The organism is Actinomadura graeca (assembly GCF_019175365.1).
GTDB classification, from domain to species: Bacteria; Actinomycetota; Actinomycetes; order Streptosporangiales; family Streptosporangiaceae; genus Spirillospora; species Spirillospora graeca.
Genome location: NZ_CP059572.1, coordinates 8,147,655 through 8,170,603, shown reverse-complemented (window position 1 = coordinate 8,170,603; position 22,949 = coordinate 8,147,655). Strand labels below are relative to the sequence as shown.

The window sequence follows — 22,949 nt, the reverse complement described above, 5'->3', positions numbered from 1 at the left end:
CCGGTCAGGACCGGAGTCCAACACTAGGTGACGACGCGGCTGCCCCGTAGAGCGGGGACTGTGCCACCCGGCAAGGAGGTCCTGTTCCTGAACGAATGCTCTGCAGTTGCCCCAGGCCACCGACAAGGCCGTTCGACGACCGCCGCCGGGAGCGGCGATGTCCGTGTCACGGCCTCGGGAGTGAGAGGGAGCCCATGACCTCTCCACCGACCAGGAGGATCTTCTCTTGACCGACCAGAAGCGCACCACGAGATCCATGCTTTCCCGAGGACTGTCCATCCTGAACTGCTTTCACCCTGGCGAGTGCGAGCTGGCCCTGTCGGAACTCGCCCGCCGCGCCGACCTGCCGAAGCCGACCGCCCACCGGCTGATCGCCGAGCTTGTCGACGCCGGCATGCTGGAACGCGGGGACCGGGGCCTGCGCCTCGGCTTCAACCTGTTCATCTTGGGAATTCGCGTACCGCGCCCCCGCATGATCCGGGAACTGTCGCGTCCGTGCTTGGAGAGAATGCGGGAACTCACCCGGCAGAGTGTGTTCTTATTCGTTCCGAACGGCCTCGATCCGGTCATGCTGGACAGCCTGCGCGCGAGCCGGGGGGACGAGTCCTCCTCCTGTACGCCCGCGGAAGGCGCGGCGGCGGCACACGCGGTGGCGAAGCTTCTCCGGGCCTACCGCACCCGGCTCGCCCCCACCGTCGCGGGCGACATCGAGCAGCGACGTCCGCGCCGGACCATCCGCGAACCCTCCGCCGAGGAACTGGCCCGGGTGGCCGGACAGGGGTTCGCGGTCGCCCATGGGCAGGACGCGGTCGCGATCGCCGTTCCGGTGCTGGACACCTCAGGTGCGATGATCGCCGCACTGGCGGTCACGGGCACACCCGAACAGATCCACCCCGTCAGGACGGCCTCCTATCTCCAGGCTGCGGGCGCCGGGTTGATTCGCGCCATAAGGGGCGCCCCCGGCCTGGTCCAGGTGCAGTGAACGGGCGCTCGCCGTACGGCTTGCTCCGGCGGCCCGGCCACGGGCGGCCGGTGCCCTGCGACCTCGCCCGCGATACCCACATGGTCGTCAAGCCGGACGGGGTCGGCCGCGGACTGGTCCCTGAGGTGATCCGGGCGCTGCGGGAGGCGGGACTGACCGTCGAGCCCGTCGGCGCACTGCGGCTCACCCGAGTCCAGGCTGAACGCTGGTACCCGGAGAAGCTGAACGAACCGGACGGGCCCCTCACACTCGCCTATCTCTGTGAGGGGCCCATGCTGGTGCTCGCGGTCGTCGGGGACGACGCCCTGCGCCGGACCCGCCGCGTCAAGAAGGACGTCCGCCGCCGGTTCGGCACGAGTGAGCGCCGCAACGTCGCGCACTGTCCCGAGACCCGTGGTGAGCGTGATCACGAACGGGCCGTGTTCGGGCCCCTCATCCGCTATCGATAGCCCGGCGGAACCGCGATGGTGCGGCCCGCGATGCCGGAGGCCGGGGTGTGCGGGGCCGTCGGAGATCACCCGCGCTGGAAGATCACCTGGGCGGAGAGCCGTTCGAGGCCGGTCGCCGCGTCGTGGACACGTTCCACGGCGTGCCAGCTGTCCTCGCCACGGGGCAGGAGGACACCGGTGTTGGCGACCGGAGGAATCCGGCGTACCACGTCGGCTTCGGACGAGGATCCCAGAAGCAGCAGGTCACCGCCCTGCTCGGACGGCCATGCCTCGTTGAAGTACAGGATGTGCGTGACCAGCTTCTCCGGCTTGTCGACATGGGGGGCGAGCCAGCAGCTCCGGCCGTACCGCCAGACGTTCACCTCGACGGGGCCGTCGTCGATCGGCAGGCCCGTCAGCCGGGCGACGGCGGCGCGGTAGGCCGGTCCCGTCACCTCGGTCACGAAGCGCCGCCAGGGCTCGGCGAGCTCGGCGGCGCTCTCCCCGGTCCCGTCCAGTGGATGCAACTGGCGGTGGTACATGGCGTACGACTTGTCCAGACCGGAGCGTGTGACCATCCGGAGCCCGTCATGGGGGAACGTCTTGAGCAGTGCATCCAGGTCGGCTTGGCCGAAGGTGTTCCGGGCGTGGTACCAGCGGAAAGGGGTGTCCTCGTGTGTGATGTGTTCGAGCGAGACCATCGGAGTGCTCATCGGCCCTCCCCCGCGCGCAGCGGCTCGGGTGTCACCAGGTCGCCGGTGTCGTTCAGGAGGAAGTTCTCAAGACCGGCCGAGCCCACCGCGTAACGGCAGTACTCCCGGCGGATCCGTTCGAGTGCCTCCCGCGCCGTCGTCCCGCGCAGGATGACGTCCAGGCAGCACAGGACGGTTCCGGTGCGTCCGTGCCCGCCGAAACAGGCCACCTCCACGGTGGCGCCGTCCCGAAGCGCGGCGGCGGCCTCCTTGATCCGTGCGATGAGCAGCGCGCGCTCCACGGGGGCCTCCAGTGTCGGCCAGTACACGAAGTGCGAGGTCCGGGCGTCCTCCTCGCCGTGCCAGCGCTCGTCGAGGTAGAGGCCGAAGTCGGCGGGTTCGGCGTGCGGTGCGTTCCGGCGGCGCTCCTCGCTGTCCAGCGACGTGCCCCAGACCTCGTACGCCCCGACGCGGTACCGCGTCCTCCAATGACGGTCCTTCATGATCTCCTCCGCTCGTGTGCCCGCGATCGTCCCGGGATCCAGAAGCCGGACGCCTGGTACTCGTCGGGCCCGAAGTTCTTCTTGAAGCGGGTCACCGACGTGCCGGGATAGGTGTCACCCAGGTAGAGGGCCCGCGCGCCGCGCGCGCAGGCGTCCTCGGCGACCAGATGGAGCAGGTAGGGCGCCGCGCGGGCGGGCGCCGCCCGTTCCTTGTCCATGGCGCCCTGCCAGTAGACGACGTACGGCCCCTGGTAGAGCGTGACCACCGCGGCGATCGCCTGACCGCCGTGCCGTGCCATCCAGACCTGGCAGTCGTGACCCAGGTGGTCGGCGACCGCGGTGAACTTCGTCGGCGGGTTCTTCGCCCGTATCCGCCGGCGGGTCTCTCCGCGCGGCTCGTCCGACTGGTCGTCCCACCGGTCGAGTGACAGCTCGAAGAGCCGGTCGAACTCGGGGAGGAGCCGTCCCGTGCCGTCGCGTTCGATCGTCAGCCCGGCCCTTTCCGCCCGCCGGACGGCGGTGCGCAGGGTCCCCCGGAACCGGTGGCGCCAGACGTGCTCGAAGCCGCCCTCAAGGTCCAGGATCTGCAACATCCGCGGATTGCGCCGGGTGCCGGGAGGGACCAGCGAATCCCACAGGGCCACCGACGCGTGGTGCGGGCGCAGATAGACCTGGTCGGCGGGCAGGGCGGCCAGGTCGCCCAGTATCGCTTCCGCGCGGTCGGCGGTGACGACGCCGGCGGCGGCGACCACGCCGCCGACACCCCAGCCTTCCGGCCAGGACGCGTACTGCGTGCGGGTCCCGTCCGTGGATCGGGCCAGAGGAAGCAGCACCCTCGCGCCGTCGGGCCAGGTGTACAGGCGTGTCGCGTCCTGCCAGCCCTGCGCGCACACGGCCGACCGCCATCCCGGTGTCTGGCTCGGCAGCGCGTCCTGGGCGGCTTCGGCGATCATGTCGCGCCACAGGCGGTCCGGCACGGGCGTCCGTACCTGGACGCGCGTGGCCGGTGTGCGGACGTTCAACGCCCACCGTCCCGAGCGCCGTCGGCGCTGACCGCACGCACGGTGTGGGCCGCCGGGTGGACGGACGCGCCGGAAACGGCGGGTGCATCGGCGGTCAGCAGCCTGCGCACCCGCACCAGGTCGTCCGCCCGCACGCCCTGCGCCTCCAGTGCCGTCTCGATGCGGCCGTACCGGGCGTTCACCTCGTCCAGCCAGTGCTCCATCGTCTCCGGGGAGGTGCACAGCCGGGAGATGTACTCCTCGCGGGTGTGGCCGCGCCGCGTCCACTTGTCCTTGAAGCGATCGGCCTTGGCGATCAGGTCGGCCCTGCCTGCGGCGTAGTCGGCGCAGATCTCGCGCGGGGACGCCCCGGCGAGTGCGAGCAGGACCGCGACGACCAGGCCGGTGCGGTCCTTGCCGAAGTGGCAGCTCAGCAGGAAAGGACGGTCGGCCACCCGGGCCAGCGTCCGGAAGAGATGCGCCCAGCTCCCAGGTACCGCGTCGGTCAGGATGCCGTGCAGGTACCGCGTGCGGTCGGCGACGGTGGGCCGCCGCGCGGCGATGGGATCGCGGGGGTAGCCGCTCAGCGGCACGCGCAGCCAGCGCACGCCATGGGCCAGGAGTGCGCTGGGCGGCCCATAGCGTTCGACTTCGGGGGCCGACCGCAGGTCCAGCGCCGACCTCAGACCACCGGGTCCGGCCAGGACGCCCGCGTCCTCGGCGGTGAACGCGGTCATGTCGCCGGACCGGTGCAGGATTCCGGGCCGCAGGCCGGAGGCCAGCGGTGCGCGGTAGTTGATTCCGGGGACGGCCGGCATGCCGGTCACGCCTCGCGGTCCGGTGACAGGGTGAACGCCGCGGTGACCTCGTCCCAGAACCGGGGGAAGTCGACGTTGACGTCGGGACCGTAGGCGACGCTGACGCACGGGAGGGCGGCGAGGGCCGCGAGGACCTCCGAGCGGACGGCGGGTTCGGGTCGTGGGTGCGGCAGCAGGCCCAGGTAGTCGGTGAAGTGCCGCAGGTCCGCTCCGGCGAGCAGGGCCTCCGCGAGCGCCTCCGCACGGTCGGCGACCGGCTCGATCGCCCAGCCGCGGCGGGACGGGTCGGCCCGCGGCAGCACGATGCCCGCGGGCCGGCTGCCGGTGGCCACGGTCGCACCGGTCAGCGCCGTGAACTCGTCCAGGTCCGCGAAGATCCGCTTCCTGCCCTGGGGGCCGGTGCTCCACACCGCGCCCGAGGGGACCGGGATCGGCGGCCTGCCGGATCCGTGGCGGCGCAGCGGTGCGCGTTCGAAGGCGTCGCGGGCGGGGTGGTCGGCGAGCAGGGCCGTGGCGATGCCGACGCGTTTGGGCCAGCCGCGCAGCACCGGCGGGGAACCGGGGCCGTGCGCCCAGGCGACGAGGGTGTCGTCGGACACGTAGTCCGCGCCGCACCGGGTCACGGCGAGGAACGCCAGCGACGACTTGCCCTGGTGCTTGGGCCCCAGCATCAGCACCGCGGAGCCGTTCACCGCCACGGCCGATCCGTGCAGGAACACCGCCCCGCGTCCGGTGAGCTGCGCGCCGAGGAGCGTGCCGAGCAGACGGACGACCGCCCGCACGGAGGCGGGCCCGGCGTCGGCCGCCTCCACGGTCAGCCGTCCTCCACCGGCCGGGACGGTGATGAGGAGCGGGGCACTGTCGGTCTCGCCGTCGCGCAGGAGCACGCTCCGGTCGAGCGTGCGCTCCAGGATGACGTAGCGGGGCCCGTCCGGGTGCAGCAGCAGGTGTGGTGCGCTGCCCGGGTCCTGCTGGGCGGGACGGCACGCGGTGTCCGTCCGGATGGTGCGGGACGGGGCGTCGGACCGGGTGGTGAAGGTCATGCACGGCGCCGCGAGGGAGGTCGCGTCGTCCATCTCGAACAGGGGCTCCACCAAGGCGCCGACCGCCGTGCGCAGCCCGGGAACCGTGCTGCGCACTCGCAGCTCGGCCGGTGGAAGGGCGAGCCGGAAGGTCTCGACGGTATCCGGTAAGGGATCGGCCGGGACTCGAACGGTCTGGGATGACACGGCGGCGACTGCCATTGGCCTCTTCCGTCGAAGCTCGGATGACGTGGGTCACGGGGTTCCCGCAGCGCAAGGTTCTCGTGCGGTCCCCGGGCTGCTCGCGCTCCGTGAGCAGCGTGACAGTGCGATCGTGGCGGACTCGCGATGCCGAGAGAAGGCGGTGTCTCCCTCCATGAAACGGTGATGTGCGCGCAATTCCGGTTCGTTTCGTCCGGCGGAACACCGGCGCGGTCCATGCGGTGTCTGAGTGCATCTCACGCGTCGCCGGACGTGCGCAGTGGCGTGGTGATGATCGTCAGGAAGACCACGGCGGCCGCCATCGGCTCGCCGGCGAAGGCGTGCAGCGCCGGTCCGTCAAGGGTGAGCACCGCGGCGGACAGCAGCAGGGCGTAGAGCTTGGGCAGCCGGGAGCGCAGCCCGGTGCCCGCGGCGCGGCGTGCGGCCCGGGCCGTGGCGGCCGCCACACGGGCGGAGCACTCGGCGTGGCGGCGCAGCAGCAACGGGACGAGCATCGCACCGGACGGGCCGGTCCAGGCGTCCTCCGTGGCGGTGCGCACGATGCGGCGCACCGCCCGTGCGGCGTCGGCGTCCTCGCCGCGGAGGGCCGTCGCCGCAGGAGGCGGCACGGCGAGGCAGAGCGGGAGGAGGGCCGGCGCCAGCGCCGGATGGACGGCGAACGCCACGGCCAGCCGCACGGCCAGACCGGCGGCATGCCGGCTCGCCGCGCGTCCTGCCGGGCGCGGCGACTCGTCGTCCGTCGTCGTCGAACGGGCACCTCTCAAAACGCGTCTCCCCTGGACACGGTGAGTGTCGGTACGCGCGTGCCGACGCGGGAACTCCAGTCGGCCAGCACCTCGGTCAGGATCGGGCCGGGTTCCCCGGTGAGCCGGACCTGCGCCGCGCCCAGCTCCAGGAGGGCGCTGATGCGGGCTGCGGCGATGCGTTCCCAGGTGTCCTCGTCCAGGTCGACACCGCCGGAGAACTCGGCCGACAGCACGGTGCGCCAACCGTGCGGCAGGGAGCCCGCGAGCTCCTCCAGCCCGCACAGGCGAACGGTGCGGGGAAGGCGCGCGGGCACGGAGTCGCCCGGGGAGAGGGCGCCCAGGTGCACATTCTCGGCGAGGTCGGCGAAACCCAGGCGGCTCGGCAGGGCCGCGACGACGACGAGCCTCCCGCCCGCGGGAGCGTCCTCTCCGCGGACCGGGCCCGGTGGCGTGGCCCGTTCCGCCTCCCTCAGGTGGCATCGCGTGGCCTGCCAGTGGCGGACTGCGCCCACGTCCGCCGCCGTCATGCCGTAGACGAGACGGGCGAGCAGGACTGCCGTCGCCATCAGTCCCGTGACGGCGTCCGGGCGGTGCACCGCGCCGGCGACCGGGACGAGCGCGGCACCGACCGCCAGCAGACCGGCAAGGACGGTGACGGTCCGCGCCTCACGGCGGCGGATGGCCCAGCCAGCCCGCCCGGTCCCCCGCGCACGCAGTCCGCGGGGCCGCAGTACCAGGCCGACGGCGAGCACGGCGCACGCACCGGAACCGGCGGCCAAGGCGGGTGCGACGGCGGCGAGAACGCCGCACAGTGCCGCGACCGTCAGGAGGGAGCCACCGATGTGTGCGCGCGCGGCGAACGCCGCGCCGGGTTTCGGCTCCCACCGGATCGCGACTCCGGCCGCCGCGTACAGATGGTCCCGCAGAGGCACGCGTGGTGGGGTGCGTGCTGTGGCGAGGCTCTGGACGATGCGGAGCAGACGGGTGCGGGCGGCCTCGTCCCTGGAGAGGGCGGCCGGAGCCAGGGCGGAGGTGTACAGGCCCTGTCCCGCCTGGTAGAGCAGCCAGCATCCGGTCAGCCACCAGAGAACGGCGTCCGGTCGATGGAGGAGCAGCAGGACGCCGAGGGCGCACGCCGCGCTCCGCAGTGCGGCGCCGCCGATCAGGCCCGGGAGCCCTGTCACGGTGCCTCCGTGGCGGTCGCGTCCGCGAGAACGTGGCCCAGCGGGTCCTGATCGTGATGGCGGACGGGATCCCACTCCAGCCGCGTCCGCGCAACGTCCGCGGCAAGGCCGGTGACGTCCCGCAGGCCGTCGGGGCAGCGGGGGAAGTGCCACTCCAGGAAACCGGCATCGGAGGGAAGCAGGTGCGCCCGGACGGCGGCGGCCGTCTCCCCGGGGCCGAGCGGGCGCACGGCGGGTGCGCCGCCTTCGGCGGCCGACAGCACGACCAGCCTGCCGATGGGGGCGCAGTCCACGGTCCGGACGCCCAGGACGTGCTCCGACTCGCGCGGGGTGAAGATCACCTTGTTCGGTGTCCGCGGCAGGTCGCCCAGCCGGTGATGGCCGTCGCCGTGCCGCAGCAGCGAGGCGGCACGGACCCGGCCGGCCAGGCCGAGGCCGGTGAGCGTGCCCCAGCGGAAACGGGGCAGCAGCCCGCTGCCGACGGCCCACCAGCCCTCGCGCCCCGGCACCAGCAGGGTCCGGTCGCCGCTCACGAAGCCGCCGCCCGTCCGGGCGTCTCGCGCCTGGGTGGCACCGGCCCGGGCCAGGTGCAGGGCGAGGGTGCTCTTGCCGCTTCCGGAGTCGCCGAGGAACACGACGGCCCGCCCCTCCCCGTCGGTCGCCGCGGACGCGTGCACCGTCAACGCCCCGCGGGCGGCGAGCACCGCCGCCACCAGCCCCCGCAGCACGACGTCGCCGACCCTTGCGCGATCCTCGGCGCCGCTGTCGTCGGCGTGCAGGATCGTCCACCGCCCTCCGCGGTGGACGATGGCGTGCAGAGGGAGGCCGGGCCCGGTCGCGTCCGCGGGGCGGTCGCCGCTCCTCACCCAAGCTCCATGGTCCGGCGCGCGGCGGTAGTTCTCCTCGCGCAACCGCTGGGCGGGTCCCGACGCGGTCGCCGCCAGGCGGTCCAGTCCCGCTCCGTCCCGCACCGAGCGCACACTCAGCACGGCCTGGTCGCCGGCGGGACGGCCGGCGGGCATCGCCGTCACGAGCCGTGCCGCCACCCGGGCGGTCTCGGTGCCGTCGTCGGCCGAGTACGACCAGACCACCGGCCCCCGCAGGCCCGCCACCATCTCGGGGGGCATGTCAGACGCCCTCCCGGCGGCGGGCGGTGAAGATCGACGGCAGCAGCCGCCCTGCCCGGTACTCCTCGCGGGCGGTGGAGAGGGTGCGCTGGATGAGGTCGACCGGCTCCTCGCCGTAGATGCCGACCACGCTCCCGCGGAAGACCCGCACCACTTTCAGCCGGTCCCCCAGCAGCGCGACGGCCCACTCCCGCAGATCCGTGCGCGCCACGTCGGTGAGACCGGCCTCGTCCAGCTGCCGCATCCGGTCCGGCAGGGAGGTGGTGAAGAAGACGTTCGGCGGATGCGCCTCCCGGAAGGCGGCCGACGGAGCCCGGCCCCGCGGCGTCAGGCTCACCTCCTCGGTGGCGACCAGCAGCCCGCCCGGGCGCAGCAGCCGGGCCGCCTCCCGCAGCACCGCGCCGGGCCTGGGGAAGTGCGGCATCGAACCGGTCACCACGACGACGTCGAGCGACGCGCCCGGCAGCGGCACATCGGCGGCGTCGGCACAGATCTCGGTCACTTCGGAGCGGCCCTGGGCGGCGGTGATGCGGCGGCTCACCGCGCAGTGCTCGGGGACGAGCTCGACGCCGTACATCCGTGCGACGCCGGGCCCGTCGTCGTCGGTCAGCGCGTCCGCCAGATAGCGCAGCGCGCCGCCGAAGCCGCTTCCGAGCTCGGCCACGTCCAGGTCGGCGTCAGGGAACCCGTCGCGGATGAGGCCCGCGACGCGATCACAGCCCTGAGGCCCGAAATGGCCCATCTGGTCGAGGCCCAGCAGCCCTTTCGGGCCGCTCTCCCCGGTGAACTCCACGATCGACGCCTCGGTCTCCTCCCAGTTGTGGAGGGCGGGGAAGAGGTCGCGATGGTAACGGTGCTGGATCCGGGTCTGCCCCGTCTCGCCGTGCTGTCCGGTCTCGTCGTGCCGCGCGGTGTCGTCGCGCCGGCCGGGCGATGGGGTCACCATGACGTGCGGCCCCCGTCGACGAAGTGGACGAGCAGGACCCGCCGGTCCTGTTCGGCGAGGTCGGCGACCGGTGCCACGGTGTGCCAGGAGTCGGGTGAGGGGACGAGCAGCACCGAGTCCGCCAGGCCCGGCACGATCTCGGCGGCGACGTCGTCCGCGGCGGGCGAGCGGAGGATGCGCAGCGCCCCGCTCCATTCCGGGCGCCATCCCTCGTTGAAGTACCAGGTCTGCGTGACGACCTTGTCGGCGCGGTCGGTGTGCGGGTCGATCCAGGACCCGGCGCCGTAGCGGACGGCGCGCACCTCCAGCGCGGTGCCCCCGAGATCCTGACCGGTGGCTTCGGCGACGGCCGAGCGGTAGGCGTCTCCCAGCAGGAACGCGACCACGTCCCGCCACGTCGGTGTCAGGCGGCGCATGCCCCCGGGGACGGGGACGCCGTCCTGGACCAGGGACAGGTTCCAGGTGCGGTACCCCTTGCCCGCCGCCGTGCCGGCGGGCCGTTCGGTGAGGACGAAGCCTTCGGCGGGGAACTCCGCGGCGAGCCGGCGCCGGGCCGCCTGCTCTGGTACGGAGTCCTCCACGAGTCCCCAGGTGAAGGGGACACTCGCCATGGTCGCGCGGGCGATGGCGTCCCGGTCGAGTAACGCGGTGCCGGTCATGCGGCCCCCGTCTCCTCTGGCGCGCCGACACGTGCTCCCAGCGCGGTGAGCTTCGCGGGCAGGTCCTCGTAGCCGCGGGCAAGGTGGTCGGCACCGTGCAGGATCTGCGGCGCGCCGGTCCCCAGCGCGGCGAGCAGCAGCGTGGCGGCCGCCCTCAGGTCGCGGGCCTCCAGCGGGCCGGGGGACGGCTTCAGCGGGCCGGGGGTGATGCGCAGTTCGTTCCCCGCCCGGTCGAGGACGGCGCCCATGCGGCGCAGGCCCGCCACATAGCCGAAGCGGTTCTCCCACACGCCCTCGATCAGCCGCGACGGCGCGTCCGCCCCCAGCAGCATCAGCGCGAACAGCGGGCCGGAGTCGCTGTACACGCGGTGCGATGCGGCCAGGACGTCGGTGCCGCGCAGCCGCCCCGGAGGCCCGACCCGCAGCCGCCGCCCCTCCCAGTCCAGTGGCACGCCCATGGCGTCGAGGCACTCCAGCTCCGGAGCGAGCCCCGACCGGACCACGTCCGGGCGTTCGAGCAGCAGATCCAGCTCGCGTCCTCCATGGACGGCCCACGCGACGAAGGTGACGACCTCGATCAGGTCGGAGGGCAGCGTGATGTCCGCACCGCCCAGCGGCCCTCCCAGACCTTCCACGGTGATCCGTCCGGGAAGCACCTCCACCCGCGCCCCGGCGGTGCCGAGGATCCGTGCGAGCTCCATCGCGTCGGGTTTGGGGTACGGGTTGGCGAGCACGGTCGTGCCCCGGGCGGTGACCGCGGCGAGCAGCGCCGTCTTGGTCGCGCCCGAGTAGTACGGGCCGGTGTGCGTTCCGGTGCCGGGCTCGGGCTCGGCGAAGTCCGCGAGATCGATACGGGTGCCCCGCAGTCCCCGCCGGGGGGCGGTGGCGCGGAACCCGTCGCCGGTCACCTCGCAGTCCGCGCCGAAGCGCTCCAGGACGGCCGCGATGTGCGACATCGGACGCGAGCCGCCCGTCCCGCCCCCGATCGCGCACCCGCCGTGCTGCCCGGACGTCGCCTCACCATGCGCCGCGAGCAGCACGGGCAGCAGGTACACGCCGCCGTGGATGCCCCCGCTCCACTCTGCCGGGACATGGGTTCCGCGGAGGCCGGACGCGTCGACGGTGACGCCGGCTCCCTCGTCGTCCACGCTCACACCGAGATCGCGGAGCATCGCCGACAGCAGCCTGCGATCCTCGATGCGCGGGGCGTTGGCGATGCGCCACGGACGGCCGGCGAGGCACGCGGCGGCCAGGCTCGGGACGAGCAGGTGCTTGAAGCCCCCCATGCTGAGCGCCGGACGCGGGACGGCGGCGGGCCCGCCGAGGACGTTCCAGGAGGACGGGAGGACGGGCGGGCGGCCGCCGTCCGCGACGGCCGTGGTGGATGGGCTGTTCAGCACGCGGCTGCTCCTTGGGATTGGGGCCGGGCGGCGTCCGTCACCCGGTGGTCTGCGGCGGCCGCCCCTCCCCGGGGCCGCCCGGGTGGCCGAGGACCAGCACGAGGAACCACGGCCGGCGCGATAGCTTGTCGAACTTGCCGCCGAACTCGTCCCGCCGTGCCTCGTCGGCACGGGGCTCGTACAGCTCCCGAAGGGAGAGGCCGGCGGCGTGCACGTCGGCGACGATGCGGCCGAGCGGGCGCCGGAAGAACCGGACGACCGGGGTGGGCGGCCCGAAGGAGGGCCACTCGTCCCGTACCTCCTCCACGCGGAAGTAGTCGCCGCTAGGGGACATCTCGAAGTCGTTCAGCGGGTGGTGCGTGGACAGGACCACGGTGCCGCCGGGCGCCAGCACCCGGCGGAACTCGGCCAGCGCCGGAACCCAGTCCTCCAGGTAGTGCAGGGTGAGCGAGGACACCACCACGTCGATGGATGCCCCGCCCAGGAAGTCCAGTGGCCGGCGCAGGTCGTGCACCCGCACCTCGGCCCGTCCGCCCAGCCGTTCGCGGGCCCGGGCGACCAGCGTGGGGCTGGCGTCCAGCGCCACGACCCGCGCCGCGCCCTGGTCCGCCAGCCACCGGGTCAGGCCCCCGCCCGCGCATCCGGCCTCCAGCACCCGCCGGCCCGCGAGCGGAGGACATTTGCTCTGCACGGCGGGACGGTCCAGCAGCGTGTTGTAGATGTTGTCCGCGCTGCCCTCGTCGTACTGGACGGCGAAGTCCTCGTAGCTGCGGTCGTCTCGGTCGTGGGCCATGGTCTCCGCTCCTCATCGCACACGGGAGCGGCCCGGCGCCGGCGAGGTGCCCTCGCCGCGCCGTACTGCGGCGGCCCCCTCGGCGCCGTTCTCCAGGCCCCTGGAGGGGCCCGCGGGGGCGCCGGTTCCGAGTGGAAACCTATCGTCGGGCTCCGCGCCGGCGCCGGAGCCGCCACGGCGGAACTCGTCGGGGACCGCCGCGCAGGTGGCGTCGAGGAGGTCGAGTGCCTCCCCGGCCTCCTCGTCGGTGGCCACCAGGGGCGGCAGCAGCCGGATCACCTCCGGCCGTCCCAGGCAGGGGGACACCACGAGCCCGCGCCGGCTCAGTTCGAGGAGGACCTCCCCGGCCGCGCCGCCGGGGTGGAACTCCACGCCCCACAGCAGGCCGCGGCCCCGCACGTCCGCGATCAGCCCGGGATGTCCGCGCGCGATGCGCCGCAGCCCGCCGGCCATGAGCTCCGCCAGGCGCACGCCGCGGGGCGCGAGTTCCTCCACCGCGCGCAGCGCGGCGCTGCCCGCGGCGGCGGCGAGCGGATGACCCGAGAACGTCGTGGTGTGCACGAAGGGGTCCTTGGCCAGCGGCGCGTACAGGTCCTCGGTGGCCACCAGCGCGGCCAGCGGTTGGACGCCACCGCCCAGCGCCTTGCCGAACAGCACCGCGTCGGGACGCAGCCCGGCGGCGACGCTCAGCGCCCGCTCCCCGCATCTGCCGAGGCCCGTCTGGATCTCATCGGCGATCACAAAGGCGCCGTGTTCGCGGGCGGCGGCGGCCAGGGCGTCCAGGAACCGCGGCGGCAGGACCGCGACACCGCCCTCGCCCTGCACCGGCTCCATGATCACGGCGGCGACGTCGCCGTCCGTGAACGCCCCGGGCACCGCCTCCGGGACGGCGGGGATGTGCGTCACCCCGCCGAGCAGCGGTTCGAGGGATCGCCGGTAACGCCTGCTCCAGGTGGTGGCGAGCGCGCCCATCGACTTGCCGTGGTAGGCGCCCTCGACGGCGACGACCCGGGTGCGGCCGGTGGCCAGGCGAGCCAGCTTGAGCGCGGCCTCCACGGCGTCACAGCCGTTGAGTCCCAGCCACACCCTGGTCAGGCGGCCGGGGTCGGTGTACTCGGCGAGTTCGGCCGCGAACCCGGCCGTCGTGCCATTGGCGAGGACGCGGGTGGACACGGCCATCGCGTCCAGTTCACCGGCGACCGCCTTCAGGACGTCCGGATGCCCGCGGCCGAGCAGCGTCACCGCGTAGCTGCCGAAGTCCAGTACGGAGCGCCCGTCGGACAGGACGATCCGCGCTCCCTTCCCGTGGGACTCGACCGCGCCCGCGCCGTTCATCCCGTACACCAAGGCCAGTCCCGGCGAGAGATGCGATCGGACCTGGTCCAGGACGCCGCGCGCGTCCGGGGCGGCGTCCTCCGGTGACGCGCTCACGCGTGCCCGCCTCCCGCAGGGACGGCGGCCATCGGCGCGCCCTGTGCGCCGTCCTGAGAGGAGGCGCGGGCTTGGACGAACCACTGGTGCACCGCGGACGTCGCGTAGCCGCCGGATGGCAGGAAGAACGAGATCGTGCAGGCGAAACGGCCCGGGTACAGCGAATCAGGCTCGACGCGGTGAACCGAGATGTGCGTCTGGAGCACGGTCGGGCGGGCGGCCGTGCTGCGCACGCACTCACCGTCCGTCCAGCGGTAACGCACGTAGTCCAGTTCCGGGCTGTGCGCCGCGAGTGCCAGTACCGCGGCGCGCGTGGTCGCGAAGGCGTAGGGAACGCCCTCACGGTCGACATCGGCGACCTCCCCGGCCGCGTTCTCCCGGAGAAGATCGCGCACCTGTGCGTTCCATTGGTAGGAGGCGTGCGCACACCGGTAGAAGACGGGGACGCGGGGATCGAGACGCCGCCAGAACTCCCCCGCCGGCCCCCGGTGCTCCAGGGCCTGCCTGCCTTCGGCGGAACCGGAGCGGCGCAGCAGTTCCAGCGCCGTGTCCTCGTCGCCCGCGAGCAGGGACCCGCCGATCAGATGGGTCTCCTTCGGCCCGCCCGGCACCCCGAAACGCTGTGTGTCGTAGTAGTTGACGAAGAAGTGGGTGTGCCGCCGCGGCCCCTCGGCGAGCACGGCCGCCGTGGCGTCGTCCAGGTCGCGGACGATCAGCCGGAAGCCGTTGCCGTCCAGTCCCCCGGTGCGCAGTGCCGCGGTGCCGGTCCCGTGCGGCGTCACGCGCCAGGCGCGGCGCCCTCCGCCGGCCGGTACGTTGGCGCGTTCGATGTCGGCGTGCGAGAGCAGGCCGCGCACCGAGACGAACTGCTCGGTGACGCCGTCCTCGTCCTTCAATCCGGCCGCCGCCACATCCTGCACGTCCACGGCGAACGCCGCGGCGAGCTCGCGCAGCGCCTCGTGGGTGGTCAGGCCGCGCTTCCAGAGCAGCAGGTAGGTGTGCGTGGACCCGTCGGGCGGTGCCGTCTCGAGCCCGAGGTACTCGGTGACCCGGAAGTCCTCGGGCAGGGTTTTGAGCGAAGGCGGATGCATCGGGACCTCTCCGGACGCTGGACTGCCTGCGGGGACGGTCGTGGCGAGCCGCTGCCCTCGCGCGTCAGCCTCCGATGTGATCGTGGTCGCGCCCTGGCCGCACGAAGGAGCGTCTCTGGCGAATGCCGCCCGCAGCCATTGGCATTCCCGCACCCGAGTGGCGCCCGCCCTTCCGGCGCGCAGGATGGAACGACAATTCATCTCGCATACGGTCGATACGACGACCACTGAAGTGGATCACGTGGTTTTTGTCAGGTGATTAGGTGATCACTCAATGGCGTCGCACCGTGACAGCAGTTCCGCCATGTCGGAATCTACTTGCGGCCGATTTTGGGGCGAGAGGATGTTCCGTGCGGCGGAACACTTCCTGATGCTTCTTGCTCCGTCCTCGCGGGCCTGCCTATGGTGACCGAGCCGCTCATCCCAGCCGTTGCTCAGCCACCGAACCAGCCGTCGCCGGGAGGTCCGAGACAGTTATGGAACAAACCTCCGTACCGGCCGTTTTCCCAGAGCCGCACGTTCTCGAGAAGCGCTTCCACGAGTTCCTGGGGGAACGCGGCCTTACCGTCGGCGACGTGGTCGGCGAGACCGACCAGGGGCACGGCAGGCCGGCGCTCGCGGTGGCGAGCGGGTCGGTGCTGGCCGGGTTCGGCAACCATCGCAGCGATCTCGATCTCCTGGTCCTGGTCGAGAACGACCGGCTCACCCGGTTCCCGATCCAGTCGCACGAGCACGGCACACTGATCGACGTCAACATCCGCCAGGCCAGCGCCGTCAGGGACCGGAGCGCACGGCTGCGCGACGGTTCCTGGCCGTGCTTCGACACGGTCACCCAGGACGCCTGGAACCACCGGCGCCGCACCATCAAGACCGCGACCAGGCTGGCCCTCGGCCTGAAGCTGATCGTCTCCGAACCGTGGGAGACCTGGCACGCCGGGTTACGCGAGCCCTGGCTGGTGCGGGTGGTCGAGCAGTGGTGGACGGTCGAGGCGCACCGGCTGGCCCGCGCGGCGGGGCTGCTCGCCGGCGAACGCCCGGCGGTCGCGGCGATCCGGGGCCGGGAGGCGGTCGTGGCGGCGCTGAACGCCCGCGCCGCCGTCGCCGGGCAGATCTACTTCACGGAGAAGTGGATCGGCGAGAAGCTCAGGGCCGTCTCCGACGACGCCCTCGGCCTGCTCCGCGAGGTCCTCGCCCCTCCGCTCTCCCCCGCGGCGCGGGTGGCACGCTGTCTCGACCTCGTCCAGGAACTGACCGGCCCGGTCTCGTATGGGGGGACGACCCCCCACACCCCCGAAACAGCCCCGCCCCTCGTGGGGGGACGACCCCCCACACCCCCCGGAACAGCCCTAATGCGCCGCTGCACACAGTGCTGCGCTGGGCGAAGGGCATAGGCACCGCGCGACTGGAAGACCGCACAATCGTCGACCGCTGGCAGCTGCGAGCCCTGGAGATCCCGCGCACCGACTTGCCGCCACCGGAGTCCGACGAGGTCCTGTGGTCGGGACCGCCCGGCACCGACCCGCCGCCCGGGATCGCGCTGCTGTTCGTGCACGACATGCTCTGGCTCGGCGTGGCCCCGCCACAGGAGGTGTCCTGACCATGGACGACACGGGAGACGTCCCGGTCATGACGGCCGGCCCAGGTGCCCACGAAGCCCTGCCGGATGTACGGCGGCTCGTGGCGTTCCGTGCCCACGGAGCGGCCCGCCTGCTGCTGAAGTGCTACGCCGCGCTGGAGGACGTCGAGGGCGCGGCGGCGGCCGGGCAGACCGAGGTCGCGGTCCTCATGGCCTACGACCTGGTGCAGCTCTCGCTGTCCGTGCGGAGCCTGCGCACCCACGGTGAGCTGACCTTCACCGGCGAACAGGCGAGCTTCGACCCATTCGCCGGACTGCCACCGCAGGACGTCGAGGACGGGATGCGGCTCGCCGCCGCGGGGCTGGACGCCATCGCCACAGGACGGTCCGACGAGTGGCTGGAGCGGCTGCGCGCCCATCTCGACGCGACCGAGGCGGGGCTGGGGTACGCGCGGAAGCTTCCCAACGTCCGGGCAGGCAGCGGCATGATGAAGGGGTTCAAGCTGGCCCGGACCTGGTCACCGCATCTGGAGCGGCTCGGGCTGCCGGACATCATGCCGAACAACTGGACCCAGCGTGCCGACTGAGCTCCCCGGCGGCGGGCACGCGCTGACGCTACGCGGCGTGACCAAGCGCTACGGCACGCTGACCGCGCTCGACGACGTCGACATGACCATCGCCCCGGGCGAGATCGTCGGGCTGCTCGGGCACAACGGAGCCGGGAAGACGACGCTCATGTCGATCGTGGCGGGGCTGCTGCGCCCGGACGCCGGGCAGGTCGGCGTCCTGGGAAGGGACCCGGCACGGCAGCCGCACGAGGCCCGGCGCCTGCTCGGCCTCGCCCCGCAGGAACTCGGCCTCTACCCGCCCTTGACGGTCCGCCAGAACCTGCTCTTCTTCGCCGAGCTCGCCGGTCTGCGCGGCGCCGCGGCCGACCGCCGCGTCGAGGAGGTCGCCGAGCCGCTGGGGCTGACCGGGCTGCTCGGCCGCAGGGCGGCGCGGCTGTCCGGCGGAGAGCAGCGACGGGTGCACACCGGCATGGCCCTGGTGCACCGGCCGCCCTTGCTGCTGCTGGACGAGCCGACGGCCGGGGTGGACGTCCAGACCCGTGAGCAGCTGCTGGCGATGGTCCGCGCCATGGCCGCCGAAGGCACGGCCGTCTGCTATTCGACGCACTATCTGCCCGAGGTGGAGGCCATGGACGGCTCGGTCGCCGTGCTGAGCGAGGGCCGCATGATCGCCAATGGCACGCTGAAGGAACTGGTGGGGCGGTACGGCGACAGCGGCATCGACCTGACCTTCTCCGGAGTGCCGCCCGAACTGCCCCTGCCCTGGCCGCAGGTGCGGGACGGCGGGGTCCTGCGGGTGACGGTGGAGCAGCCGCACCTGGCCGTCCCGCAGGTCATGGCGGCCCTGGGCGACGCCGCCGGGGCGCTGGTCAACCTGAGGCTCGTCCAGCCCAGCCTGGACAGGGTGTTCCTGCGCATCACGGGACGCGGCTACGACGAGTCCGCGGAGACCCCCGAGACCACCGGGACCGCCGCCGCGGTGACCGAACCGGCCCGGACCGTCGGAGTCGCTGAGGAGGAACCCGTATGAGCGACGGTTCGCTGGGACGGATCGCCTCGCTGGTCCGGCACGACCTCCGGCTCCAGTTGCGCGACCCCGCCCCTCTTCTCGTCCGCAGCGCGATGCCGCTGCTCCTCATGGGTTTCATGCAGCCGCTGTTCCGTGCGGCGCTGCGGGCCGACCAGGTCGAGAACGCCACGGGCGCGGAGCAGGCGGTGCCGGGTATGGCCGTCATGTTCACGTTCTTCCTGGTGAATCTGGTGGGCTTCGCGGTCTTCCGCGAGCACGGGTGGAGGACCTGGAACCGGCTCCGCGCCAGCCTCGCCCGGCCCTGCGAGATCATCGCCGGGCGGATCGTCGTCCCGCTGTGCGTGGCGGTGCTCCAGCTCACGGTGGTGTTCCTGGCCGGCGGCCTGCTGTACGACCTTCGGATCGCGGGGTCGTGGCCCGCGCTCGTGCTGGTCGGGGCGGCGCTGGCGCTGTGCGTGGTCATGTTCGGGATGGCGCTGGTGTCGGTGTGCCGGACCGTCTCGCAGATGGCCGTGTTCGCCAACCTCGCGGCGCTGGTGTTCGCGGGCCTCGGTGGCGCGCTGACACCGCTGTCGGCCCTGCCGGGCTGGGCCCGTCCGGTCGCGCCCGGCGTCCCCAGCTACTGGGCGATGCGCGGGTTCACGGACGTGGTCATCGACGGCGGCGGGGTCGGCGCGGTGGTGCTGCCGGTGGTGGTGCTGCTCGGCTTCTCCGCCGGTTTCGCCGCGGTGACGCTGCTCTTCTTCCGCTTCGAGCACCAGAAGGTGTCGTGGTCATGAACCCGGCGGACGAGACGACGGTGGTGGTGTTCGACTGCTTCGGCACGATCGTCACCGAGCGCCGGCCCATGCCCGGAGCGGACGACTTCACCAGGGCCGTCGCCGAGACGCTCGGCATCGGCTCCGGGCTGGCCGGGGAGGTCGTCGAGACGGTGTTCACCACGCTGTACGCCGCGCTCGTCGACAAGTCGGCGCTCCAGCCCGCGACACGCGACCTGGTGGGCACGGCACTCCGGGACCGGGGCGTGGCCCGTCCGGCGCAAGACGTGGACCGGGCGCTGTGGCGGGCGCTCGGCTGTTGCGACGACGACCGGTACGAGCTGTGCGAGCCGGCCGCCGAGGCGATGCGCCGGGTGGCCGCAGCCGGGCACACGGTCCGGCTGCTGTCGAACTGCTACCTCCCCGGCGACCTGATGCGCCGCCTCCTGACCGGACTCAAGGTCCCCGAGGTCTACGACCTCGCGTTGTTCACCGCCGACGGCGGGCCGAAGAAGCCGGACGCGCGCGCCTTCGAACTGATCACCACGGGCCCCTTCCGGCGGAAGGTCATGGTCGGTGACTCCGCCGGCAACGACATCGCCCCGGCCCGCCGCCTCGGCTGGGACACGGTCCAGGTGGACCCCGGCCGCCCCGACTTCGCCGGTCTCGACGCGTTGCTGGGCCTGCGATAGGCACGAAATCCGTTCCGTCCAGAGAAACGACGGCGATGGGACGGGCACCCGCGACTAGCTTTGACGGTATATCGGCGCGCTGCACTGCGCTCGAGGCCCCTGAACCATTTCGGCCGTGCCGAAGGAGTTTCCTGTGAGAGTTCTGGTCATATGGCCTCCTCATGTTCCCAGCTACTTCAACGCGGGTCACCACACGCCGCTTTACATGACGGCCGGGCATCTGCGGCGGCTGGCGCCGGTGGAATGGGTGGACGTGCGGGACGCCGGTGTGCTGAACACGCACTGGAAGGCGATCGGCGATCTCCTTTACCAGGGCCGGTACGACGTCATCGCGATGATGAACGACTTCGACGCCGTCGACGGCTTCGAACGGTTCACCGACTATGCCCGCGAACTGTCCCCGTCCAGCCGCCTCATCACCTTCGGCCGGCTCAGCAGCATGAACCCCGGCTTCTTCCAGCGCTACGGCCTGGACGCCATCGTGCAGTCGGGCGACTACGAGACGGGTGTCGCGCACTACGTCCGTTCCCTGGCGGCCGGCACGCCCGGCGCGGCCCTGCCCGGCGTCGCCGTCCGTGCCGGGGACCGGTGGGAACCGCCGTCGCGCGCCGGGGACGCCCTGGAACCGCGCGACTGGACGCTGCCCGACGTGCGGGAGATCCCGTACGAGAACTACGACCGGCTCTACGCGCGGGACGAGGACAAGTTCTGCGGGATCCCGTTCCGCCGTGAGCTGGTGGTCCCGGCGGCCCGCGGCTGTCCCATCGGCTGTGAGTTCTGCGAGGTGCACGAGATCTTCGGGCTGCGTGAGCGGCGGCTGCCGGTCGACGCCGTCACCGCCTACGTCGAGGAGAGCATGCGGGCGCTTCCGTTCGAGTACGTCTCGTTCTACGCGCCCACGTTCACCCTCGACAAGCGGTGGGTGCGCGAGCTCTGCGAACGGTTCCTGACCGGCCCGGTGTCGCCACGCTGGAAGTGCGCCACGACGGTGCATCACCTCGACGCCGACCTGGTGGAACTCATGGGCGAGGCGGGTTGCGTGCGGATCTCCGTCGGACTGGAGACGCTGGAACCCGACGGCCACGGCTCACTCCCCCGGGCCAAGCAGATCCACGAGTCGCGGTTCCGGGAGCTCGGCGAGCAGTGCGCCCGCGCGGGCATCGAGCTCAACGCCTTCGTGATCGTCGGCTTGCCCGGCACCGGGACGGAGGGCGCCCAGCGCACCCGGGACCTGGTGGAGCAGATCGGCGCGCGCTTCCGGCCCACGATGTACACGCGGCTGCACGACATGACCCCGTCCATGACCCCGCTGCAGATCAGCAGGTACAACCGCCACCTGATCGCCGATCCCGGCCACGGGGAGGACGGGCTCTACGCCTTCCTGTTCGGCCGGGAGCCCCGGGTGACGTCGGTGCACGAACGGATCCCCGAGGTCGCCGCCCGGAGCGGCACATGACCGCACCGCTCACCACCCCGTCCGCGCGCGGTGTCGCGTCCGGCGACGGGGTGCCGTTCCCCACGCGGCGGGACGTGTGGGAACTGCGCTGGGCACCGCGGTGGCAGCGGGACGGCGTGCTGAACCTGAAGAGCTGCGAACTGCGCCATCCCACGGCGTCCCGGCTGGTACGCGCGGCGGCGGACCGGCTCACCCCCGACGACCTGACCTGCTACCCGTACCAGCAGGCGCTGCTCGCCGACCTCCGCGACCACCACGGCCACGAGCCGTCCGGGATCCTGCTCACCGCCGGGTCCGACTCCGCCGTCGGCCTCGTCGTGGACGCCCTGGCGGCCGGGGGCGCGGGCCTGATCCTGCACGAGCCGACGTTCGAGAGCTGGCGGTACTACGCCGCGCTGCGCGCCGTGCCCGTCGTGGGCTGCGCCGCGCTGGACGCCGGCGCCGCCCGTCTCGACGTGTCCCGGCTGCACTCCACCATGGCGGACCACCCGCCGGCGGTCGTGGTCGTCACCAATCCGGGGAGCCCCTCGGGGCTGCTCCTGTCACCGGAGCAGATCGCCGAGACGGCCGAGGCGGCACGCCGCGCCGGGCATCTGCTCGTCATCGACGAGTGCTACGGCGCCTTCACCGGTGTCACCCACGTCCCGCTCGTCGCCTCGGCGCCGCACCTGCTGGTCGTCTGCTCGTACTCCAAGACCTTCGGGCTCGCCGGCGCGCGTGTCGCGTCGGTCCTCGGCTCGCCGGCCCTGGTGGCCTACCTGTCGCGGTTCCGGCCGGACAGCACGGTCTCGGCCACGGCGCTGGCCCTGCTGCGGGCCGTCCTCCGGGAGCGGGACGCGTTCGCGGAGGTGTGGCGCGACGTGCGGGCCATCCGCTCCGCCTTCGTCCGGGACGTGCTCGCCGGGCATCCCGGGTGGAGCGCCCTCGACCCGGGCGGCAACTACGTGACGTTCAGGACCGGCGACCGTGCCGTTCCCGGACGGATGACCCGCCACCTCGACGACCACGACGTGCGCGTCCGCCCGCTCGACGGCATCCCGGGGCTGGAAGGGTGCCTGCGGGTGTCCCTCGCCGACGCCCCCGCGATGCGGAGGGTGGCCGCGCTGATGAGGGACGTCCGGTGACCGCGGCGCCTGCCACGTCCGCGCGCAGGATCGTGGTGCTGGGCAGTCCGGGCAGCGGCAAGTCGACCTTCAGCCACGCCCTCGCGGCCGGAACCGGGCTGCCGCTGGTCCATCTCGACGACGTGTACTGGCGCGCGGGCTGGCAGCGGCCCCCGGAGGACGAGTGGGAACGGGTGGTCGAGCGGCTCGCCGCGGAACCGTCCTGGATCATCGACGGGAACTTCGCCGACACGGTGCGCCGGCGTGCCGAGCGGGCGGACGTCGTGATCCTGTTCGACCGGCACCCGTGGCTCTGCGCCGGTGCCCTGGTGCGCCGCTCCCTGCGGCTGCGCGGGAACGCCTTGCTGGGGCGCCCCACCCGCGAGTACCTCCCCGCCGGGCTGACGGCGGGCGACCCGCCGGTGCGCAGCGTCACCGCCCTCGTCCGCAAGGCCGTGGGATTCCGCGGCCGGGAACTGCGCCTGATGCGTCCCCTGCTGGCGGCCGGTCCCGCACCGGTCCTGCATTGCCGCAGCCGCCGTGAGGCGGCGCGCGTGCTGCGGCATCTGTCGGCGCAGGAGCGGCCCACGCCCGCCGAACCCGCCGGGGTGCCCGTGTGCACGTGCGCCCAGCGGCAACGACCCGGCGGCGGCCCGCTCCCCCGCCCACCCGGTCCGCCACCGCGCCACGTCCGTCCGGTCCGGGAAGGGAGCACCTGAG

At 73.1% G+C, this 22,949-nt stretch carries 25 protein-coding genes; 11 read left to right on the top strand and 14 right to left on the bottom strand.

The annotated features are described in order from the left end of the window. Window positions 1-226 precede the first annotated feature (226 nt). Both AGRA3207_RS36355 and AGRA3207_RS36350 read left to right on the top strand, forming a co-directional pair. Window positions 227-982: an IclR family transcriptional regulator gene (locus AGRA3207_RS36355; RefSeq protein ID WP_231331860.1), complete on the top strand. Its 756-nt coding sequence runs from the start codon at window positions 227-229 to the stop codon at window positions 980-982. Beyond that, complete coding sequence (locus AGRA3207_RS36350) at window positions 979-1,431, top strand: nucleoside-diphosphate kinase (RefSeq protein WP_231331859.1); 453 nt, start codon at window positions 979-981, stop codon at window positions 1,429-1,431. The genes AGRA3207_RS36355 and AGRA3207_RS36350 overlap by 4 nt, the downstream gene beginning before the upstream one ends. A 65-nt stretch (window positions 1,432-1,496) precedes the next feature. On the opposite strand, the gene AGRA3207_RS36345 is transcribed toward AGRA3207_RS36350, so the two are convergent. The 14 genes from AGRA3207_RS36345 to truD form a co-directional block, all read right to left on the bottom strand. After that, window positions 1,497-2,123, bottom strand: coding sequence for a 2OG-Fe(II) oxygenase (locus AGRA3207_RS36345; RefSeq protein WP_231331856.1), 627 nt, complete (start codon window positions 2,121-2,123; stop codon window positions 1,497-1,499). After that, entirely contained in the window at window positions 2,120-2,605 is a 486-nt protein-coding gene (locus tag AGRA3207_RS36340; protein ID WP_231331855.1) for a protein-tyrosine phosphatase family protein, read from the bottom strand. The genes AGRA3207_RS36345 and AGRA3207_RS36340 overlap by 4 nt, the downstream gene beginning before the upstream one ends. Next, window positions 2,602-3,582, bottom strand: coding sequence for a GNAT family N-acetyltransferase (locus AGRA3207_RS36335; protein ID WP_231331854.1), 981 nt, complete (start codon window positions 3,580-3,582; stop codon window positions 2,602-2,604). Before AGRA3207_RS36335 ends, AGRA3207_RS36340 begins: the two co-directional genes overlap by 4 nt. Window positions 3,583-3,623: 41 nt before the next feature. Then, a complete protein-coding gene (locus AGRA3207_RS36330; protein WP_231336502.1) occupies window positions 3,624-4,424 on the bottom strand; it encodes a tyrosine-protein phosphatase in 801 nt (266 codons plus the stop codon). Window positions 4,425-4,429: 5 nt separating this feature from the next. Then, window positions 4,430-5,653 (bottom strand): phosphoenolpyruvate carboxykinase (ATP), encoded by a 1,224-nt coding sequence (locus AGRA3207_RS36325; protein ID WP_231331852.1) that lies wholly within the window; start codon window positions 5,651-5,653, stop codon window positions 4,430-4,432. Window positions 5,654-5,904: 251 nt separating this feature from the next. Beyond that, entirely contained in the window at window positions 5,905-6,432 is a 528-nt protein-coding gene (locus AGRA3207_RS36320) for a hypothetical protein (RefSeq protein WP_231331850.1), read from the bottom strand. Then, window positions 6,429-7,598 carry a hypothetical protein gene (locus AGRA3207_RS36315; RefSeq protein ID WP_231331849.1) on the bottom strand — a complete coding sequence of 390 codons (1,170 nt, stop codon included), beginning with the start codon at window positions 7,596-7,598 and terminating at the stop codon, window positions 6,429-6,431. Before AGRA3207_RS36315 ends, AGRA3207_RS36320 begins: the two co-directional genes overlap by 4 nt. Continuing rightward, complete coding sequence (locus AGRA3207_RS36310) at window positions 7,595-8,725, bottom strand: phosphoenolpyruvate carboxykinase (ATP) (protein WP_231331848.1); 1,131 nt, start codon at window positions 8,723-8,725, stop codon at window positions 7,595-7,597. Before AGRA3207_RS36310 ends, AGRA3207_RS36315 begins: the two co-directional genes overlap by 4 nt. A gap of 1 nt (window position 8,726) precedes the next feature. Further along, window positions 8,727-9,671 (bottom strand): class I SAM-dependent methyltransferase, encoded by a 945-nt coding sequence (locus tag AGRA3207_RS36305; protein ID WP_231331847.1) that lies wholly within the window; start codon window positions 9,669-9,671, stop codon window positions 8,727-8,729. Continuing rightward, window positions 9,665-10,330, bottom strand: a complete 666-nt coding sequence (locus AGRA3207_RS36300; protein WP_231331846.1) for a 2OG-Fe(II) oxygenase — start codon at window positions 10,328-10,330, stop codon at window positions 9,665-9,667. The genes AGRA3207_RS36305 and AGRA3207_RS36300 overlap by 7 nt, the downstream gene beginning before the upstream one ends. Continuing rightward, window positions 10,327-11,730 (bottom strand): hypothetical protein, encoded by a 1,404-nt coding sequence (locus AGRA3207_RS36295; RefSeq protein ID WP_231331845.1) that lies wholly within the window; start codon window positions 11,728-11,730, stop codon window positions 10,327-10,329. The genes AGRA3207_RS36300 and AGRA3207_RS36295 overlap by 4 nt, the downstream gene beginning before the upstream one ends. A gap of 37 nt (window positions 11,731-11,767) precedes the next feature. After that, complete coding sequence (locus AGRA3207_RS36290) at window positions 11,768-12,523, bottom strand: class I SAM-dependent methyltransferase (protein ID WP_231331844.1); 756 nt, start codon at window positions 12,521-12,523, stop codon at window positions 11,768-11,770. A 12-nt stretch (window positions 12,524-12,535) separates the two neighbouring features. After that, window positions 12,536-13,954 carry an aspartate aminotransferase family protein gene (locus AGRA3207_RS36285; RefSeq protein ID WP_231331842.1) on the bottom strand — a complete coding sequence of 473 codons (1,419 nt, stop codon included), beginning with the start codon at window positions 13,952-13,954 and terminating at the stop codon, window positions 12,536-12,538. After that, window positions 13,951-15,045 carry a tRNA pseudouridine(13) synthase TruD gene (gene truD, locus AGRA3207_RS36280; RefSeq protein WP_231331840.1) on the bottom strand — a complete coding sequence of 365 codons (1,095 nt, stop codon included), beginning with the start codon at window positions 15,043-15,045 and terminating at the stop codon, window positions 13,951-13,953. The genes AGRA3207_RS36285 and truD overlap by 4 nt, the downstream gene beginning before the upstream one ends. 575 nt (window positions 15,046-15,620) lie before the next feature. Here truD and AGRA3207_RS36275 point away from each other — a divergent pair. The 9 genes from AGRA3207_RS36275 (at window position 15,621) to AGRA3207_RS36235 (ending at window position 22,948) form a co-directional block, all read left to right on the top strand. Next, entirely contained in the window at window positions 15,621-16,436 is an 816-nt protein-coding gene (locus tag AGRA3207_RS36275; protein WP_231331838.1) for a hypothetical protein, read from the top strand. Further along, window positions 16,412-16,642 carry a hypothetical protein gene (locus AGRA3207_RS36270; RefSeq protein ID WP_231331837.1) on the top strand — a complete coding sequence of 77 codons (231 nt, stop codon included), beginning with the start codon at window positions 16,412-16,414 and terminating at the stop codon, window positions 16,640-16,642. Before AGRA3207_RS36275 ends, AGRA3207_RS36270 begins: the two co-directional genes overlap by 25 nt. Window positions 16,643-16,644: 2 nt before the next feature. Further along, window positions 16,645-17,208, top strand: a complete 564-nt coding sequence (locus AGRA3207_RS36265) for a hypothetical protein (protein ID WP_231331836.1) — start codon at window positions 16,645-16,647, stop codon at window positions 17,206-17,208. Next, window positions 17,198-18,220 (top strand): ABC transporter ATP-binding protein, encoded by a 1,023-nt coding sequence (locus AGRA3207_RS36260; RefSeq protein WP_231331835.1) that lies wholly within the window; start codon window positions 17,198-17,200, stop codon window positions 18,218-18,220. The genes AGRA3207_RS36265 and AGRA3207_RS36260 overlap by 11 nt, the downstream gene beginning before the upstream one ends. Then, window positions 18,217-18,999, top strand: coding sequence for an ABC transporter permease (locus AGRA3207_RS36255; RefSeq protein WP_231331834.1), 783 nt, complete (start codon window positions 18,217-18,219; stop codon window positions 18,997-18,999). Before AGRA3207_RS36260 ends, AGRA3207_RS36255 begins: the two co-directional genes overlap by 4 nt. After that, the gene (locus tag AGRA3207_RS36250) at window positions 18,996-19,670 is read left to right on the top strand and encodes an HAD family hydrolase (RefSeq protein ID WP_231331833.1); all 675 of its coding nucleotides are present in this window, start codon (window positions 18,996-18,998) and stop codon (window positions 19,668-19,670) included. Before AGRA3207_RS36255 ends, AGRA3207_RS36250 begins: the two co-directional genes overlap by 4 nt. A 133-nt stretch (window positions 19,671-19,803) precedes the next feature. Then, entirely contained in the window at window positions 19,804-21,126 is a 1,323-nt protein-coding gene (locus tag AGRA3207_RS36245; RefSeq protein WP_231331832.1) for a B12-binding domain-containing radical SAM protein, read from the top strand. After that, on the top strand, window positions 21,123-22,250 hold the full coding sequence (locus tag AGRA3207_RS36240; protein WP_231331831.1) for an aminotransferase class I/II-fold pyridoxal phosphate-dependent enzyme: 1,128 nt from the start codon (window positions 21,123-21,125) through the stop codon (window positions 22,248-22,250). Before AGRA3207_RS36245 ends, AGRA3207_RS36240 begins: the two co-directional genes overlap by 4 nt. Beyond that, the gene (locus AGRA3207_RS36235; RefSeq protein ID WP_231331829.1) at window positions 22,247-22,948 is read left to right on the top strand and encodes a P-loop NTPase family protein; all 702 of its coding nucleotides are present in this window, start codon (window positions 22,247-22,249) and stop codon (window positions 22,946-22,948) included. The genes AGRA3207_RS36240 and AGRA3207_RS36235 overlap by 4 nt, the downstream gene beginning before the upstream one ends. Window position 22,949: the final 1 nt, after the last annotated feature.